The organism is Lysobacter sp. Soil_C_15, from assembly GCF_057657315.1.
On record NZ_JBDGIR010000004.1, the window covers coordinates 59566 to 76419 of the forward strand.

The window sequence follows — 16854 nt, forward strand, 5'->3', positions numbered from 1 at the left end:
GGCTTTTCGTCTGCCGCCCTTCGATTCCATCGCCGCTGCGGCTGCGTCAATCCAGGCCGGCGCGCCGCGCCAACAGCTCGACCATCCGCTCGCGCATCAGGTACTTCTGCGGCTTGCCGCTGATCGTCATCGGCAAGGCGTCGACGAATTCGACGTAGCGCGGAATCTTGTAGTGGGCGATGCGCCCCTGGCAGAACCCGCGCAGGGCTTCGGCATCGAGCGCGGCGCCTTCGGCCAGACGGACCCAGGCGCAGACTTCCTCGCCGAACTTCTCGTCGGGCACGCCGAACACCTGCACGTCGGCGATCGCCGGATGGGCGTGGAGGAATTCCTCGACCTCGCGCGGATACACGTTCTCGCCGCCGCGGATCAGCATGTCCTTGAGCCGGCCGACGATCCGGCAATAGCCGTCGGCGTCGATCGTGGCCTGGTCGCCGGTGTGCATCCAGCCCTCGCCGTCGACCGCCTCTGCGGTGCGGCGCGGATCGCCCCAATAGCCCTGCATCACCGAATAACCGCGGGTCAGCAGCTCGCCGACCTGGCCGCGCGGCACGGTGGCGCCGCGCTCGTCGACGATGCGCACCTCCACATGCGGGTGGACCCGGCCGACCGAATCCACGCGCCTTGGCAGCGGGTCGTCGGGCACGGTCTGGAAGCTGACCGGGCTGGTCTCGGTCATGCCGTAGGCGATGGTCACCTGCTCCATGTGCATGCGCCCGACCACCTGCTTCATCACCTCGATCGGGCAGTTGGCGCCGGCCATGATGCCGGTGCGCAGGCTGCTCAGGTCGAATTCGGCGAAGCGCGGGTGCTGCAGCTGGGCGATGAACATGGTCGGTACGCCGTGCAGGCCGGTGCAATGCTCGGCGGCGACCGTCTGCAGGGTCGCCAGCGGATCGAAGCCTTCGCCCGGAATCACCATGCAGGCGCCGTGGGTGGCGCAGGCCATATTGCCCAGGACCATGCCGAAGCAGTGGTAGAACGGCACCGGGATGCACAGCCGGTCGCGCTCGCTCAGCCGCATCGCCCGGCCGACGAAGAAGCCGTTGTTGACGATGTTGCGGTGGGTCAGGGTCGCGCCCTTGGGCGCGCCGGTGGTGCCGGAGGTGAACTGGATGTTGATCGGATCGTCCGGCGACAGCCGCTCGCTCACGCGGCGCAGCAACGCGTGCGCGGCCGGGTCGTCGCAGGCGGCGATCGCATCGAAGGCGTGCGCGCCCGGCGGCGGCTCGCCCGCGCCCATCACCAGCACGTGGCGCAAGTCCGGCAGGCGCCGCGCGCGCAGCAGGCCGGGCGGGTCGCGGCCGAGCTCGGGCGCCAGTTCGCGCAGCATGTCCAGGTAGTTCGAGCTCTTGAACGAAGGCACGATCGCCAGCGCGCGGCAGCCGACCAGGTTCAAGGCGTATTCCAGCTCGTGGCTGCGATACGCCGGATTGATGTTGACCAGGATCAGCCCGGCGCGCGCGCTGGCGAACTGCAGCAATACCCATTCGGCGCGGTTGAGCGACCACACCCCGATCCGGTCGCCGGGCGCCAGGCCGAGCCTGAGCAGGCCGGCGGCGAGCCGGGTCGTCGCGGCGTCGAACGCCCGCCAGCTCAGGCGCAGGTGCTGCGGCGGCACCACCAGCGCCTCGCGCTTGGGCCAGGCGGCGGCGATGCGGGCGAGCATCGCGCCGATGGTTTCGTCCAGCAGCGGCGGCGCGGTCGCGCCGACGACGTGGCTCAGCGCGGGATCGGGAGCATCGCGCGTCTGGTCCATGCGCCGAGCATAGCCGCTCGCCCCAGCGCACGAACGCCGCGGACGTCCCCGCCCACGGCCGATCCGTGACTCAGGCCGAGGAACGCCGGGCCGCCTCGATGCGCAACTGCCTCGCCCGCACCAGCACCGGCGGCGGGGCGATTTCCTCCGGGATGCGGAAGATCCCGAGCTTGCGCAGGAACAGCCCCGGCGCGCGGGCAGAAGTGAACGCGACCACCGGGATCGACACGATCAGGCCCAGGATCACCGGCGACATCCACGCCGCCAGCGGCGGCGAAATCACGTAGGCCATCGAGCCGATCAACAGGCCGAGCAGGCTCAGCCCGCCGTAGCTGCGGATCAGCCCCGACAAAGGCAGGCTGCCGTCGTCGCGGCGCTGCGACTCCCAGCCCGAGTCCTTGCCGGCCAGCACTTCGGCCACGCCGCGCGACTGCACGTACATGGTGATCGGCGCCATCAGCGCCGCCAGCAGGGTCTCCAGAATCATGCTGAGGAAGGCGCGGACCGCGCCGCCGCAGCCGCGCCGGGTTTCCGGATCGGTCAGCAGGGCCAGGTAGGCCATGAACTTCGGCGCCAGCAGCACCGCCATGGTCGCCACGAACACCCACAGCACCCGGTCCGGGTCCTGGTCGCGCCAGTAGGCGCTGGGCGAGAAGCCCGGCAGGCGCACGCTGTCCCAGTTGAAGAAACCGGCGTGGTCGAGCGGAATCGCCAGGCCGATCAGCATCAGCATCGCCCACATCGGCGCGGTGAAGTAATGGCCGATGCCGATCAGCAGATGCAGGCGGTTGATCCAGTGCAGGCCGCGCGCCGGCAGCACCGCGGTGTGCTGCAGATTGCCCTGGCACCAGCGCCGGTCGCGCACCAGCATGTCGGTCAGCGACGGCGGACCTTCCTCGTAGCTGCCGACCAGGCCCGGCACCATGTGCAGGGCCCAGCCGCCGCGGCGCATCAGCGCGGCTTCGACGAAATCGTGGCTGAGCACGGTGCCGCCGAACGGACGCCGGCCGCGCAGTTCGGGCAGCCCGGCGTGATCGGCGAAGGCGCGGGTGCGGATGATCGCGTTGTGGCCCCAGTAATTGCTTTCCGCGCCGTGCCACCAGGCGATGCCGTAGGCGATCACCGGGCCGTACACGCGGCCGGCGAACTGCTGCATGCGCGCGAACAGGGTCTGGCCGTTGACGATCATCGGCAGGGTCTGGATCAGGGCCACGTCCGGATGCCGCTCCATCGCCCCGGACAGCTTCACGATGACCTCGCCGGTCATCAGGCTGTCGGCGTCGAGGATCAGCATGTGCGGGTAGGCCGCGCCGAAGCGGCGCACCCACTCGGCGATGTTGCCGGCCTTGCGCTCGGCGTTGTTCTTGCGCCGGCGATAGAAGATCCGCGCCTGGCCGCCGGTGCGCTCGCGCAGCGCCTGGAACGCGCGGATCTCGGCCTGGCGGATCGGTTCCTTGGTGGTGTCGCTGAGGATGAAGAAGTCGAAGCGGTCGAGCTGGCCGGTGGCGGCGACCGACTCGTAGATCGCCTGCAGACCGGCCATCAGCCGCTCGGGGTCCTCGTTGTAGGTCGGCGCCAGCAAGGCGGTGCGTTGGCCCAGCGCGGGCAGTTCGCCGTCCTGCTTCAGGCCCAGCCGCCAACGCCGCCGCGACAGGATCAAGGCGAAACCGGCCAAGGCGCTGGTGAAGGCCAGCGCGATCCAGGCGAACAGGAACACGAACAGCAGCAACAGCACGCCTTCGAGCAGATTCAGTCCGCCGACGTAGAGCACGCGCAGGATCTGATAGGCCGCCACCAGGGTCAGCAGCGCGGCGCCGCCGATCACGTACAGGCGGCGCCAGGCCATCGCCCTGGGCATGGTCGGCAGCGGCGCCCGCGACAGCGCGCCGGCGGACAGCGTCTGCACCGGCATCGCCAACGGCGACTCCGGCGGCAGGGCCTCGAACGGCGCGGAACTGGGACGGTGCAACGCAGAGACGGTGGGATTCATGCGGTCCAACGATAAAGCCAGGTTTCGGAAACAGGACCGCGCTCGTCTTCGAGCACGGCGCGCAATTCGATCGCGCGCGCGTCCTGCGGTTGCAGTTCGAAGGCCATGCGCCAGCCGCCGGTGCCGGCGTTGGCGTGCGCGACCGCGTCGACGACGCGGCCGGCCGAGGCCCATACCGACGCGCGCAAGCGCGCGTCGCGGCCGAGCGCGGCCAGGCGGCCGCCCTCCAGGTCGATCACCACCCGGCGCGCGCCGTCGCGGCCGGCGCCGATGCGGGTGCCGGCGACGCTCGCCAGCTCCGGCTTCCAGGCGTGGCGCGCGCACCAGTGCAGGCGGTAGTCGTAACGATGCTCGCGGCCGGCCGCCAGCGCCGCGCGCGGGCGCCAGAAGGCGACGATGTTGTCGTGGTATTCGTCGCCGGTCGGAATCTCGATCAGGTGCACCGCGCCCTCGCCCCAATCGCCGAGCGGCTCCACCCACAGGCTGGGCCGGCGCTCGTAATGCGCCTCGGCATCGGCGTAGTCGGCGAAGGCGCGCTTGCGCTGCATCAGGCCGAAACCGCGCGGGCGTCGGTCCTGGAATGCGCTTTCCTGCAATGCGCGCGGATTGTGCAGCGGACGCCAGATCTGCTCGCCGGCGCCGTTGTACAACGCCAGGCCGTCGGAGTCGTGCACCGAGGGGCGGAAGTCGTCGATGCCGACCCGGTTGGCCGCGTCGAAGTGGTACATGCTGGTCAGCGGCGCGATGCCGACCCGCTGCAGGGCCACGCGCGGGTACAACCGCAACTGCGTGTCGAACACGGTCTCGGTGCCCGGGGTGATCGAAAACCGCATCGCCCCCGCCACGCTGGGGCTGTCGAGCAAGGCGTGGACCACGATGCCGCGCGCGCGCCGCGCCGGCCGTTCGATCCAGAAACCGGTGAACGCCGGGAACTCCTCGTCCTGGCCGGCGCCGGTGTTCAGCGCCAGGCCGCGCGCCGACAGGCCGTACAGCAAGTCCTTGGCGACCGCGCGGAAATAGCTGGCGCCGAGGAAGGCGGCGACTTCGTCGTAGTAGTCGGCGCGATTGATCGGGCCGTGGATGCGGAAACCGGCGAAGCCCAGGTCGTCCTGCTGCGGCTTGGGCGCGGCGCCGAAGCTGAACATCTGCGGCCGGTACGCCAGCGGCGTGGCCTGCCCGGCGTCGACCAGGTGCAGGTCGACGCGCTGCTTGAACAGGAAGCCGCGGTGGAAGCATTGCAGTTGGAACGGCAGCCGCTCGGCCTTCCACAGGGCCTGCGCCGGGTCGTAGCGGATATCGCGGTAGCGATCGTAGGGGATCGCGGCCAGCGCCGGCGGCAGCTCGCTGTCTCCGGCGCGGTAGGGTTTCGCGGCCAGCGCGCGCGCCAGCGCCGGCACCGTGTCCGGGCCGAACGGCCGCGCCGGCCCGGCCGCCGCCAGCGCCGCCCACGGCCAAGCCGCGCCCAGGCCCAGCCAAGGCAACGACAGCCCGGTTTTGAGTAGCTCGCGTCGGTGCACCGGCGGGGGATCCGGATCCAATGAATCGGGCGATTGTAGGGATCGGGTTGTTAACACTCCGGAACGTGACCCCAGTGTGCCGGCATTGACGGCCCGGGCCCGACCCGTTCCGCAGCGGGCAAATGCGCTTTGCGTCACGGTCTCGAAGTCGGCCCCGGCCCGCGTCATGCCACGGTCATGCCGGCGCCATCGCCGGGACATGCCGTGCGTCCAGGCTTGCCCAAACCGGGAGCCGCGCATGCGCTACGCGATCGTCACCGAGACCTATCCGCCGGAGATCAACGGCGTCGCCCTGACCGTCCAGGGTTTGGAACAGGGTCTGCGCGAGCGCGGTCACGCGGTCGAGCTGGTGCGGCCGCGCCAGGCCGGCGACCCGGCCCGGGGCCCGGGGCAGGAGTTGCTGGTGCGCGGCCTGCCGCTGCCGCGTTATCCGGGGCTGCGCTTCGGCCTGCCCTGCGCCGGCCGACTGCGCGCGGCCTGGACCCGGCAGCGTCCGGACGCGATCTACGTCGCCACCGAAGGCCCGCTGGGCTGGTCGGCGCTGCGCGCCGCGCGCCGGCTCGGCATCCCCGTCGCGACCGGCTTCCACACCCGCTTCGACGAGTACATGCGCGACTACGGCGCGCCCTGGCTCGGCGGCGTCGCCCTGGACTGGATGCGCCGCTTCCACAACGACGCCGACGCGACCCTGGTGCCGACCCGCGAGTTGGCCGAGTTCCTGCGCGCGCGCCGCTTCGAAGACGTGGTGCGGCTGCCGCGCGCGGTCGATACCGCGCTGTTCGCCCCGCACCGGCGCAGCGCCGCGCTGCGCCGCGACTGGGGGCTGGGCGAGGACGGCCTGGCGGCGATCTACGTCGGCCGCATCGCCCCGGAGAAGAATCTCGACCTGGCGGTGCGCGCGTTCCGCTCGCTGCAGGCGCGGCGGCCGCAGGCGCGCTTCGTCTGGGTCGGAGACGGGCCTTCGCGCGAGAAGCTGCAGCGCGACAATCCGGATTTCATCTTCTGCGGCCTGCAGCGCGGCCCCGCCCTGGCCAGCCATTTCGCCAGCGGCGACCTGTTCCTGTTCCCCAGCCACAGCGAGACCTTCGGCAACGTCACCCTGGAGGCGATGGCCAGCGGGGTGCCGACGGTGGCCTTCGACTACGGCGCCGCTCACGAACATCTGCGCGACGGCGTCGACGGCGCGGCGATCGCCGACGGCGACGACGCCGGCTTCGTCGCCGCGGCGGTGCGGATCGGCTGCGGCGACGCGCTGCGCGCGGCGATGGCGCGCGCCGGCCGCGAAGCGATCGCCGGCCTGCGCCCGGAACAGGTCGCGGCCGACTTCGATGCCCTGCTGCGCGGCCTGGCCGAACGCAACACGCCCGGGCGCCTGCGCCGCAGCGACGAGGGCGCCGAAACCGCCGCTCGGCCCGCGGCCGAAACCGTCGCTTCCCCCGCCGCTCCCGGCAAACCGCCCCAGGAGGTCGCATGAACCGCATGCCCTTGCGCAAACGCCTCAGCGACGGCGAATCCGGCTGGTGCCTGCGCGCCAACCGGCTCGGCGAACGCAACGGCTCGCGCGCCTACTTCGCCGCGATCAGCCGGCTCGGCGACGGCGTGTTCTGGTACGCGCTGATGGCCGGCCTGATCGTCGCCGACGGTTACGACGGCCTGCGCGCCTCGCTGCACCTGGCCGCGACCGGGGTGATCGCGCTGGCGCTGTACAAACTGCTCAAGCGCTGGACCCGGCGTCCGCGCCCGTTCGCTTCCGACCAGCGCATCCACGCCTGGGTCGCGCCGCTGGACGAGTTCAGCTTTCCCTCCGGCCACACCCTGCATGCGGTCGCCTTCAGCCTGGTCGCGATGGCCCACTACCCGGTCCTGGCCTGGCTGCTGATCCCGTTCACCGCCAGCGTCGCCGCCTCGCGCGTGGTGCTGGGCCTGCATTACCCCAGCGACGTGCTCGCCGCGACCGCGATCGGCAGCGCCCTGGCCGGGCTGTCGTTGTGGCTGGTACCCGGCGTGTCGTTGTGGTGAGGCCGGGACTCGGGACTCGGGACTCGGGACTCGGGACTCGGGAAGAGCAAATCCCCCCTGCCCCCCTTTTGCAAGGGGTATCAGCGAGGGCGCCTCGGCAAGCCGCCCAACCCGGGGTAGGAGCGGCGCAAGCCGCGACTGCCCTGCTCCGATCCCGCGGCGCCGTCGGCCCCTGTAGGAGCGGCGCGAGCCGCGACAACCGAAGCGACGCCATACCACGTCCGCTGCCGAAGCGATTCGAACACGGGGCTCTGGCTCGAACAGCGCTATGCATGCGGACGGCTTGCGGCCGCGCTTGCGCATGTCGTTTCGATGGGCCGCCGCTCATGACCGGAGGAAATCCCCGCGGGGCGCCGCTCCTGCAGGCGCACGGCGTCCGCGACGACCGGTGATCAGCCGCGCGGTTCCCAGGCCTGCACGCGCGCCCGCGCAATCGCCGGGGCGTGCTGGCCGGGCCAGTCGCGGTCGTTGGCGACCTGCGCCCGCTCGCGGCTGGCGTCGAGCGCGGCGAAGTCCAGGTCGGCATAGGCCCAGCGCTGTCCGCCGCGGGTCTGCGCCAGCACGCCGTCGGCCGGCAGGCCGACGTCCATCGGCGCGTACACCGCGGCTTCGCCGGTGTTCACGTCCAGCGCCGGGCTCCAGGCCGCATCGCCCGCGGTCACCGCCTGGGCGACGAAGCAGCGGTTCTCCAGCGCGCGCGCCAGGCAACCCACCCGCACCCGGGTCGCGCCGGCCTCGGTGTCGGTGCAGCTCGGCGCCAGCAGCAGCCGCGCGCCGGCTTCGCATTGCGCGCGCACCGGCAGCGGGAACTCGATGTCGTAGCAGATCGCGATGCCCGCGCGCGCCGCGCCCAGGGCGAAGGCGCTCAATTCGTTGCCGGCCTCGATCACCCCGGCGCGCTTCTCGAACCCGGTCAACTGCAGCTTGTCCTGCCACACCCGGCCGCCGTCCGGCGCGAAGGCGTAACAGCGGTTGCGATAGCGGCCGTGCCCCGGATCGAGCAGGAAACTGCCGGCCACCACGTGCAGGCGCAACTCGCGCGCGAGCAGGCCGAACAGCTCCAGCCAGGCGCCGTGATAGGCCTGGGTGGCGACCAGCGAAGCGTGCAGGTCGCCCTGGGTCGCCGCGCCGAAGGTCGCGCCCAGCTCCAGCGACAGGTACTCGGGCAACACCGCCACCTGCGCGCCGCCGGCGCGCGCCTCGGCCAGCCACTGCGCCTGCTTGTCGGCGAACTCGGCGAAATCGCGCGGCGCGCCGATCCGGTACTTGGCCACCGCCACTCTCATCGCGCTCGCTCCAACGGCCGCAGCCAGAAACTCAGGGTATGCGGCTGCTCGCCGCGGCCGATCTCGCTCCAGCTCAGGTGGGCGCGCAGTTCGGGACGATGGGTATAGCCGCGCTTGCGCCAGAAGACCTCGTTGCCGCGGTGGAACGCCGGCCGGCGCGGGTCGTCGGGGTCGCGCTCGACCGAGCAGAACGTGGTCCAGCGCAGGTCGCCGAGCGCGCGTGCGTGCGCCTCGCGCAGATCGAAGAAACGATGGCCGACGCCGAGCCCGCGATACTCCGGCAGCAACACCGATTCGCCGCAGTAGAACACGTGCTCGACCTGGACCAGGTGGCCGTCGAAGGCGGCGCGGATCTCGTCGGTCTCGTCGCTCAACGGCAACCCGGTCGAGGCGCCGACCACCCGGCCGCCGTCGAAGGCCAGCACCACCACGCTGCGCCAGGAGTCGCGATAAGTGCGCAGGTATCGCTCCTCGTACTGCGCGTCGCCGTCGTACAGATACGGCCATTCGCGGAACACCCGCATGCGCAGTTCGGCCAATGCCGGCAGATGCGGGGCGATTTCCACTCCGGCGAAACTGCGGATCACGGGCATCGGCCTTTTCATCGCTCCATCTTAGTCAGCGCCGGTGCGCTGCGCCGTCCCTGGCGCGATTTTTTCTGTATCAAGGTTTGCGCAACCGCCGCTGCGCCGCGCCCGGGACGCCCGGGCGCGGCGCGGGGGCTCAGGCCGGGCCGACCGGCGGGTCCGGCACCGGCGCGCGCCGCGGCAGGCCGCCGCCGAGCTGGTACCAGTCGACCTTGCGGGTCACCGCCATGATCGTGGCCAGGATCAAGAACAGCAGGCCGGCGCCGAGCACCAGGGCGTTGTCCTCCGACACCAGCAGCCCGTACAGGGCGCCGTACAGGGTGGTCAGCATGGCGCCGAAGCCCAGCGCGCGCAGCGCGCTGCGCAGCACCGCGCTCAGGTAGAACACCAGCAGGCCGATGCAGGCCGCGCTCGCCGCCAGATAGGCCTGGCCGAAGGCGATGTGCTCGCTGAGGCTGACCAGCAACAGGAAGAAGATCGCCAGGGCCAGGCCGACCAGGCCGTACTGGATCGGGTGGATGCGCAGTTGCTTGATCAGTTCGAACATGAAGAAGCCGACGAAGGTCAGCAGCACGAACAGCAGGCCGTACTTGGTCGCGCGGTCGGCCTGGCTGTAGACGTTGACCGGATCCTTGAGCGTCACCTGCACCGCATTGACCTCGCCGATGGGTTCGTTGGCCTCGTCGCGGGTGAGGCGCACCACCGGCAGCACGTTGCCGGCCAGGTACTGGCGCTGGGCGTTGGTCGCCACCGACGCCACCTGCCACTCGGCGCGGAAGCCATGCTCGCCGATCTCGTCCGAGCTCGGCGGGAAGCTGCCGCCGTAGTTGGGATGCGGCCACTTGGAATGCAGGGCGAAGCGGTTGTTCTTGCCCAACGGCACCAGGGCCAGCGATTCGGTGCCGCCGAGGACGAAGCTCAGCTCGGTGTCCAGGCGCAGCTGGGTACCCGGCGCGGGGGCGGCCAGGCGGGCATGGATGCCGCCGCCGTCGCGCGCGCCCAGGCCGTCCTCGATCGCCGCCTCGGCGCCGTTCAGGCGCAGCTTCGGCGTACGCAGGCCGCGCACGTCGGCGAAGGCATAGCTCAGCCACGGCCGGCCGATGCTGCGCACCCGGCCGTTGCGGTCCGGGTCGGCGGTCGCTTCGGCCGGAATCGTCGCGCTGAAATCGGCGCGCGCGCGCCCGGCCCAGTCGTACACCCGCACCTTGTGCAGGCCGAGCCGGCGCACCCGCGGCAGCAGTTCGCCGTCGACGTCGAGCTTGTTGGGGAAGAAGGTCCAGTGACCGAGCTCGCGGCGGCGTACCTGCTTGATCGCGCCGTCGAGGTCCTTCTGCTGCTCGATCCAGGTGTCCTCGTACGGCACCACCAGCACCGGCCCGGAAAACGCCTGCGCGCCGGCGTAGCTGCGCGCGATCTGGTTCACCGCCTCGGCGCGATAGCCCTGCCGCTCGTCGATGATCCCGCCGATCATCAGCAGCGGAATCAGGATCGCCAGGGTCATCCCCAGCACCAACAACATCTTCAGCCACACCCGCATGGTCTTGCTCCTGGTTACGAACTCGGAGCGCAGCTTGCGCAGCCCGTGCGTGGAGGCGATGGCCCGGCGGTGTGGCGGCAGTGAAGCAGCGGTGAAGCACGCACGCGACGCGATGCGCGGCCGGACCACAGCCCCGGCACGGACGCCAGGACCCGGCCCTGCTTTCGATACCCGTCCGGCGCCGCGGCACAGCGGTCTACCGCGTCCGACTCGCCTCCACAAACCTGAATCGGGCAACGGCGCGATCTTCGGCGTACAGGCCGTCTTCGCCCGCGTTTCTGACCGTTAACGGCCTGCGGACGTGCCGATCCTGGCCCGAAAAGACGCAAACCGACGCCGGGGGTCAGCTTTTGACTCACTTCCCCTCACGCAAAAATCACTTGAAGTTAACAATTTCAATGAGCTATCGATCACATTTTTTGGCACGAAACATGCTCTTGCTGCCCTCAGCGTCCGGAGCCCCGGCCGCCCACCTCCTTTGGACCCCGCATGATGCGCAAGCTTCCGACCTCTCTTCTGGCCGTCGCCCTGCTGGCCGGCGCGCCGCTGCTCGCCCAGGCCGAATCGCAGTACAGCACCGGCACCGCCACCCCGCTGACCGCTTCCGCCAAGCTCGACTTCCAGATCACGATTCCGAAGATCCTGTTCCTGCGCGTCGGCAGCGGCGCCGACTACACCACCACCGCCACGGTCAACCAGATCGCCTTCGCGGTCCCGGCCGCCAACGTCGGCAACGGCACCGCCGTCGCCGCGACCGCGACCTCCGGCGACCTGGGCAACGGCGAGGTCACCGCCAAGGTGGTCGGCAACAACGGCAACATCACCCTCGGCGCGACCGCGCTGGGCGCGCTCAGCAACGGCGCCGCCGGCGACACCATTTCCTACAGCCAGATCGCCACCGCCAGCGATACCGCCGCCCTGCCGGCGCCGGTGTTGACCGACGGCGCCTCGGCCCCGCTGACCATCGCCCCGTCCAGCGGCAAGGTGGTCAACCGCAGCGCGCGTTGGACCTACACCTACCTCAACAACAACGTCGTCGCCCCGGGCGTGTACGGCGGCGTCAACGCCAACAACAGCCGCGTCACCTACACCGCTTCGATGCCGTAAGCGGCGAGCCGGCGGCGCCAGGCGCCGCCCGCTACGCCACCGCCTCCCGCGGTCCGCCGCGGGAGGAGGTCTCCGCTCCGCCTCCGCACCGGAACCGCCGTCATGACGCCGTCGCTGCGCGCAATCCGCCAGATCAGCCAGATCAGCCAGATCAGCCAGATCAGCCAGATCAAGATCAGTCCGATCAAGATCAATCCGATCAAGAGCCGCACGTCCCGCTGGGCTCTGCTGCCGCTGGCCGCGCTGTGGCTCGGCGCCGCCCAGGCGTTCGTGGTCACCATCTCGCCCGGCACGCGCGCGGTCTACCTGCGCGTCGGCAACGGCGTATTCACCGGCACCTATCGTGGCGGCGGCACGCCGGGTTCCGGCGGCGCGCTCAACAAGGTCTCGGTGGCCGTGCCGGCCGCCGCGCTCGGCAACGGCAGCGACCAGTTGATGACCAGCGACGCCACCCAGACCACCAGCCATTACGATGGCTACACCTTCTGCAACGTGCCCGACGAGGTCTATATCGGCGGTTTCTACCGCCGTTCCACCACCACCGGTTCGGCCAGCCTGACCGTCTCTTCGCCGGCCAGCCTCGGCAACGGCAGCGGCGACGGCATTCCCTTCACCCAGATCGCCTGGGCCAGCAGCGGCAACGGCGACACCGACGCCCAGCCGATCCCGGCCGGCAGCTTCAACGGCGGCGTGCAGACCCTGGCCAGCTTCCCGGCCAACACCTGGCGCGAAAGCTGCCACCGTTTCCGCTACAGCAACGACGCGGTGGTCGCCGCCGGCACCTACACCGGGCGGGTGGTCTACACCCTGAGCGCGCCATGAGCCGCGCGCTTGCGTTTCTGCTGCTGTGGCTGTGCGCCGGCCTGGCCCCGGCCGCGACCTTCCGCGTCGACGACAGCGCCAGCCAGGTGCTCGACAACGACGTGCAGATGCGCTGGGACGACGCCGTGCCCGGCCGCAACGCGCGCCAGACCGTGTCCGGCGCCTTGACCGTGCTGGTGCGCCTGGACCTGTCGCCGTGGCAGGGCCGCCAGGGCCGGGTCTACATGACCCTGCCCGCTTCGCCGTCCGGTCCGATCCTGGCCGAGTGGACCACTCGCGGCCGCCTGCTGCCGGGCGCGCTGCGCGCCGGCGAGCGCGCCCTGGTCTACGCCGGTCCGCTGCCGGCCGGCCTGCTCGAGGACACCGTGCGCCTGAGTCTGCAAGCCGACGGCCAGCGCCTGGCGCGGGCCGAACAACTGCATTTCTCCTTCGAAATCGATCTGGACACCCCGTGATGCGCCTCGCCCGCCTGCGCGCCCTCGCCGCGCTGTTCGCGCTCTTGCCCGTCTGCGCCGCCGCGCAGGGTTTCTCGGCCCTGGTCTCGCCGCCGCGCTTCGAAGACTCGGCCAAGCCCGGCACCACCTACCGCAACGTGGTCGAGATCTCCAACCTGTCGCCGGCCGCCGCGCGCTACACGCTCAAGACCGCCGACTGGCGCCTGGACGCGCAGGGCGCGGCGATCTTCGACGAAGCCCTCGCGCCGGGCAGCTGCCGGCCGTGGGTCGGCCTGGAAGCGGCGCAGATCGAAGTCGGCGCGCAGGGCAAGCGCCGTTATCGCTTCGAGGTCGCCGTGCCGGCCGACGCGCCGGCCGGCGAGTGCCGCTTCGCGATCCTGCTGGAAGGCGAGCCGGAAACCGTGCGCGGCGCGGTGGCGCTGCCGGTGTCGGGGCGGATCGGCATCATCGTCTACCTGGCCGTCGGCGATGCGGCGGCGCAATTGCAGGCCCGCGCCAGCCGGGTCGAACGGATCGACGGCCGCGACCTGCCGGTGCTGGAAGTGCACAACGCCGGCAACGCCCATTCGCGCCTGGAGGGCCTGATCGACGGCACCGACGCGCAGGGCCGCAAGCTCGCCTTCGCACCGTCCAACCTGCCGATCCTGCCCGGCGAAACCCGGCTGATCGCATTGCAGCCGCAGGGCGACGACCCGGCGACGCCGGCGCCGCCGGTGGCCTACCCCTTGCGGCTCAAGGGCGCTCTGGACTGGGACAAGCAACGGCTCGAGCTCGACGCCGTGCTGGCCCGATGAGGCCAGTCCCAACCGTCGTGGATTGGCCTGGCGTGGACTTGCTTGGCATAAGCCGGCTTGGCATAAGCCGGCTTGGCATAAGCCGGCTTCGCTTAAGCCGGCTGGGCATGGGCCGCCCGGCGCTGCGCCGGCTGGCCCGGTCCATCGCCGGCGCCCTGCTCGTCGCGCCGGCCGCGATGGCGCAGACCGCGCCCGAACCGGGCGCGTACCGCGACCGCATCATCGCGCCGCAGGCGCTGGCGCCGTTGCCGCCGGACGAGGACGAAGCGCCCGCCGACGACGGCCCGCCGCGCGCGCTGCGGGTCGAGCTGCATCTGGCGCGCAGCGAACGCGGCGAGCGCAACTACGACGAACACGGCCTCTCGGCCGGCGGCTTCTGGGAAACCGCCGACCACGGCAGCCTGTCGCTGGACGCGAACCTGTTCCGCAGCGATGGCCTGCACGGCGAAGACGGCGACGGCCGCGACTGGGGCGGGCTGGCCACGCTGTGGCAGCGCAATCTCTATCTCGACGGCGGCTGGCGCCTGGACAACGGCCTGGGCGTGCTCAACACCCCCGCGCCGGAGCTGCAGCGCAGCCAGTACCGGTTCTTCCTGCCGACCGCGCCGCTGGCCGGCGCCAGCACCCAGTGGCGGCAGGACGCCAGCGGCACCACCGCCTACGCCGCGTTCGGCCGCGCCGGCGTCTACGACGGCCGGCGCATGATCGGCTTCGCCCCCGGCGACGGCCGGGTCGCCGCGGCCGGCGTGCAGTGGCGCAACGGTGCGTCCTGGAGCCAGTCGCTGGCGCTGCTCGGCAGCGGCGGCCGGATCGTCGCCGACGGCCGCGGCGACATCGGCTTCGCTTCCGGCGACAGCCAGGCCGCGCACTGGGCCGGCGCCTGGCACTCGGCCAACGACAGCGTCCAGTTCAACCTGCTCGGCAGCCGCAGCGCCGGCCGCGACGCCGCCGGCGCCTGGATCGACGCCAGCGCCAGGCGCGGCCGCTACCGCCACAACTACGGCGTGTTCTCGCTCGACCCGGGACTGGCCTGGGGCGCGCTGCCGATCAATCAGGACGTGCGCGGCGGCTACTACCGCATCGGCTACCAGTACGGACGCTGGCAGTGGAACGCCGGCATCGACGACATCCGCTCGATCGGCGACGACGGCTTCGACGGCCAGTACGCCACCGCCTACGCGCGTTACCAGGCCAGCAGCCGCATCGGCTACGGCGCCAGCCTCAGCCTGCGCCACGCCGACGGCAACGCGCATGCGGTGCAGTTGTTCGCCGACCGCGCCGGCGACTGGGGCCAGACCCGGCTGCAGTTCGACCACGCCGACGGCGCCGGCTTCGGCCGCAGTTGGCAGGCCAGCCTCGACCAGGCGCTGCCCTTGCGCGCCGGCCGGCGCCTGTCGGTGTCGCTGGGCTACGGCGAGATCGCCGACGCCGAACTCGGTTCGACCCGCACCGCCACCCTGGCCTTCTACGGCGGCCTGGCCCTGGGTTCGCGGGTCAGCCTGGACGGTAACGCGCGCTGGACCTACGGCGACGGCGCCAGCGCGCTGCGCGGCACCGACCTCAACCTCGGCCTGGACTGGCGCATCGCGCCGCGCTGGTCGCTCAACCTGGCCGTGTATCAGAGCCGCGGCCGCCAGCGCTCGCCGTTCGCGCTGGATCCGCTGGCGATCGAGTCGCCGTTCCTGGCCTTGCCGCGCGAACGCTCGGCGCTGCTCAGCCTGCGCTACGACCGCCAGCGCGGCCGCAGCCAGGCGGTGCTCGGCGGCGCGCCGGGCGCGGCCACCGGCGGCATCGCCGGCTCGCTGTTCCTGGACGACAACGACGACGGCGTGCGCGCCGCCTCCGAACAGGCCGCCGCCGCCGTCACCGTGGTCCTGGACGGCCGCTACGCGGTGCGCACCGACAGCAACGGCGAATTTTCCTTTCCGCGCGTCTCGGTCGGCGAACACACCCTGGAGGTGATCGCCGACAACCTGCCGTTGCCGTGGTCGGTGCGCGAACAGTTCGCCCGCCGCAGCATCGAGGTGACGGTGCGGCGCAACGCGCGGGTCGACATTCCGGCGGTGCGGCCGCGATGAGCGCCGTACCCCTGCCGCCGCGTCCGGCCCAGTCCGCGAGCCGGCGCTGCGCCGTTTCCGGCGCGTTCGCGATCGCCTTCCAGCCCATCGTCGATCTCGCCCGGCGCGAGGTGTTCGCCTACGAAGCGCTGGGTCGGCGGGCCGGCAGCGACGGCGCCGCGGCCTTGTTCGCCGGCCTGGAAGCGCCGGCGCGCGCCGACCTGGAACGGCGCCTGGCGCGCGCGGCCCTGCGCGCCGCCGCGCACATGCCCGGCGGGCAGCGGCTGTCGATCAACCTCGGCTCGTCGATGCTCGGCGACCCGATCGCCTTGCACGAACTGCACCGCCAGGCGCAGTCGCTGGGCCTGGACGGCCAGCGCATCGTGTTCGAGCTCCCCGAGTCCTGTCCGATCGCGCGCAACGCCTGGAGCCGGGCGCAACGATCGCTGCGCGATTGGGGCTACGCCACCGCGATCGACGACTTCGGCGCCGGCTATGCCGGCCTGGCGCTGCTCGCCGATTGCCCGCCGGACCTGCTCAAGATCGACATCGGCCTGGTCCGCGGCATCGCCGCCGACCGCCCCCGCCAGGTGATCGTCGCCGGCCTGGTCTCGATCGCCGCGCAATTGGGCATCGCCCTGATCGCCGAGGGCGTGGAAACCCAGGCCGACGCGGCCCAGCTCAAAGCGATGGGGATCGTGCTGCAGCAAGGCTATCTGTACGCCCGCGCCCAGGTCGGCCGCTGGCCGCAGCCCGCGCCCGAAGTATGGGCCGCCGTCGGCGGACGCGCGATCGATCGCCGCGCCCGGTGATCGGGCATCCCCGAAGCGGCGTAACCGCCTCTGTAGGAACGGCGCAAGCCGCGACCGCCGAAGCCGCGAGTACCACGCTGCGTTCCGGATGCACGCGCACGGCCCGCGCCGC

The 16854-nt window shown here is 71.7% G+C and carries 13 protein-coding genes and 1 pseudogene; 8 read left to right on the top strand and 6 right to left on the bottom strand.

Annotated elements, in window-relative coordinates; all coding sequences use genetic code 11:
• Positions 1-46: 46 nt before the first annotated feature.
• The 3 genes from AC3A57_RS10640 to AC3A57_RS10650 all read right to left on the bottom strand — a co-directional run bounded on the left by AC3A57_RS10640 (position 47) and on the right by AC3A57_RS10650 (position 5266).
• Positions 47-1759, bottom strand: a complete 1713-nt coding sequence (locus AC3A57_RS10640) for an AMP-binding protein (protein ID WP_487578895.1) — start codon at positions 1757-1759, stop codon at positions 47-49.
• Between the two features lie 70 nt (positions 1760-1829).
• Positions 1830-3749 carry a glucans biosynthesis glucosyltransferase MdoH gene (gene mdoH / locus AC3A57_RS10645; protein WP_487578896.1) on the bottom strand — a complete coding sequence of 640 codons (1920 nt, stop codon included), beginning with the start codon at positions 3747-3749 and terminating at the stop codon, positions 1830-1832.
• Positions 3746-5266: an OpgD/OpgG family glucan biosynthesis protein gene (locus AC3A57_RS10650; RefSeq protein ID WP_487578897.1), complete on the bottom strand. Its 1521-nt coding sequence runs from the start codon at positions 5264-5266 to the stop codon at positions 3746-3748. Before AC3A57_RS10650 ends, mdoH begins: the two co-directional genes overlap by 4 nt.
• Positions 5267-5504: 238 nt before the next feature.
• On the opposite strand from AC3A57_RS10650, the pseudogene AC3A57_RS10655 reads away from it, so the two are divergent.
• Positions 5505-6617 (top strand): annotated as a pseudogene (locus AC3A57_RS10655) (glycosyltransferase family 4 protein); the annotation flags it as partial.
• 128 nt (positions 6618-6745) lie between these two features.
• Positions 6746-7285, top strand: coding sequence for a phosphatase PAP2 family protein (locus AC3A57_RS10660; RefSeq protein WP_487579234.1), 540 nt, complete (start codon positions 6746-6748; stop codon positions 7283-7285).
• A 392-nt stretch (positions 7286-7677) separates the two neighbouring features.
• On the opposite strand, the gene AC3A57_RS10665 is transcribed toward AC3A57_RS10660, so the two are convergent.
• The 3 genes from AC3A57_RS10665 to creD all read right to left on the bottom strand — a co-directional run bounded on the left by AC3A57_RS10665 (position 7678) and on the right by creD (position 10695).
• On the bottom strand, positions 7678-8571 hold the full coding sequence (locus AC3A57_RS10665; protein ID WP_487578898.1) for a carbon-nitrogen hydrolase family protein: 894 nt from the start codon (positions 8569-8571) through the stop codon (positions 7678-7680).
• Complete coding sequence (locus AC3A57_RS10670; protein ID WP_487578899.1) at positions 8568-9164, bottom strand: GNAT family N-acetyltransferase; 597 nt, start codon at positions 9162-9164, stop codon at positions 8568-8570. The genes AC3A57_RS10665 and AC3A57_RS10670 overlap by 4 nt, the downstream gene beginning before the upstream one ends.
• Positions 9165-9294: 130 nt before the next feature.
• Positions 9295-10695: a cell envelope integrity protein CreD gene (creD, locus tag AC3A57_RS10675; protein WP_487578900.1), complete on the bottom strand. Its 1401-nt coding sequence runs from the start codon at positions 10693-10695 to the stop codon at positions 9295-9297.
• A 489-nt stretch (positions 10696-11184) separates the two neighbouring features.
• Between creD and AC3A57_RS10680 the strand changes: the two genes are divergently transcribed.
• The 6 genes from AC3A57_RS10680 (at position 11185) to AC3A57_RS10705 (ending at position 16742) form a co-directional block, all read left to right on the top strand.
• The gene (locus AC3A57_RS10680) at positions 11185-11802 is read left to right on the top strand and encodes a hypothetical protein (protein WP_487578901.1); all 618 of its coding nucleotides are present in this window, start codon (positions 11185-11187) and stop codon (positions 11800-11802) included.
• Between the two features lie 102 nt (positions 11803-11904).
• Complete coding sequence (locus AC3A57_RS10685) at positions 11905-12624, top strand: hypothetical protein (protein WP_487578902.1); 720 nt, start codon at positions 11905-11907, stop codon at positions 12622-12624.
• Positions 12621-13079: a hypothetical protein gene (locus AC3A57_RS10690; RefSeq protein ID WP_487578903.1), complete on the top strand. Its 459-nt coding sequence runs from the start codon at positions 12621-12623 to the stop codon at positions 13077-13079. Before AC3A57_RS10685 ends, AC3A57_RS10690 begins: the two co-directional genes overlap by 4 nt.
• Positions 13079-13873 (top strand): COG1470 family protein, encoded by a 795-nt coding sequence (locus AC3A57_RS10695; protein ID WP_487578904.1) that lies wholly within the window; start codon positions 13079-13081, stop codon positions 13871-13873. The genes AC3A57_RS10690 and AC3A57_RS10695 overlap by 1 nt, the downstream gene beginning before the upstream one ends.
• A gap of 107 nt (positions 13874-13980) precedes the next feature.
• Positions 13981-15951 (top strand): hypothetical protein, encoded by a 1971-nt coding sequence (locus AC3A57_RS10700; RefSeq protein ID WP_487578905.1) that lies wholly within the window; start codon positions 13981-13983, stop codon positions 15949-15951.
• Positions 15948-16742, top strand: a complete 795-nt coding sequence (locus tag AC3A57_RS10705; RefSeq protein WP_487578906.1) for an EAL domain-containing protein — start codon at positions 15948-15950, stop codon at positions 16740-16742. Before AC3A57_RS10700 ends, AC3A57_RS10705 begins: the two co-directional genes overlap by 4 nt.
• The last annotated feature ends 112 nt before the right edge of the window (positions 16743-16854 follow it).

What these genes read in the sequence shown, in the direction of transcription:
- AC3A57_RS10640 (WP_487578895.1), bottom strand. Translation starts at nt 1,759, where the DNA reads ATGGACCAGACGCGCGATGCTCCCGATCCCGCGCTGAGCCACGTCGTC.
- mdoH (WP_487578896.1), bottom strand. Translation starts at nt 3,749, where the DNA reads ATGAATCCCACCGTCTCTGCGTTGCACCGTCCCAGTTCCGCGCCGTTC.
- AC3A57_RS10660 (WP_487579234.1), top strand. Translation starts at nt 6,746, where the DNA reads ATGCCCTTGCGCAAACGCCTCAGCGACGGCGAATCCGGCTGGTGCCTG.
- AC3A57_RS10665 (WP_487578898.1), bottom strand. Translation starts at nt 8,571, where the DNA reads ATGAGAGTGGCGGTGGCCAAGTACCGGATCGGCGCGCCGCGCGATTTC.
- AC3A57_RS10670 (WP_487578899.1), bottom strand. Translation starts at nt 9,164, where the DNA reads ATGCCCGTGATCCGCAGTTTCGCCGGAGTGGAAATCGCCCCGCATCTG.
- creD (WP_487578900.1), bottom strand. Translation starts at nt 10,695, where the DNA reads ATGCGGGTGTGGCTGAAGATGTTGTTGGTGCTGGGGATGACCCTGGCG.
- AC3A57_RS10680 (WP_487578901.1), top strand. Translation starts at nt 11,185, where the DNA reads ATGATGCGCAAGCTTCCGACCTCTCTTCTGGCCGTCGCCCTGCTGGCC.
- AC3A57_RS10685 (WP_487578902.1), top strand. Translation starts at nt 11,905, where the DNA reads ATGACGCCGTCGCTGCGCGCAATCCGCCAGATCAGCCAGATCAGCCAG.
- AC3A57_RS10690 (WP_487578903.1), top strand. Translation starts at nt 12,621, where the DNA reads ATGAGCCGCGCGCTTGCGTTTCTGCTGCTGTGGCTGTGCGCCGGCCTG.
- AC3A57_RS10695 (WP_487578904.1), top strand. Translation starts at nt 13,079, where the DNA reads ATGCGCCTCGCCCGCCTGCGCGCCCTCGCCGCGCTGTTCGCGCTCTTG.
- AC3A57_RS10700 (WP_487578905.1), top strand. Translation starts at nt 13,981, where the DNA reads ATGGGCCGCCCGGCGCTGCGCCGGCTGGCCCGGTCCATCGCCGGCGCC.
- AC3A57_RS10705 (WP_487578906.1), top strand. Translation starts at nt 15,948, where the DNA reads ATGAGCGCCGTACCCCTGCCGCCGCGTCCGGCCCAGTCCGCGAGCCGG.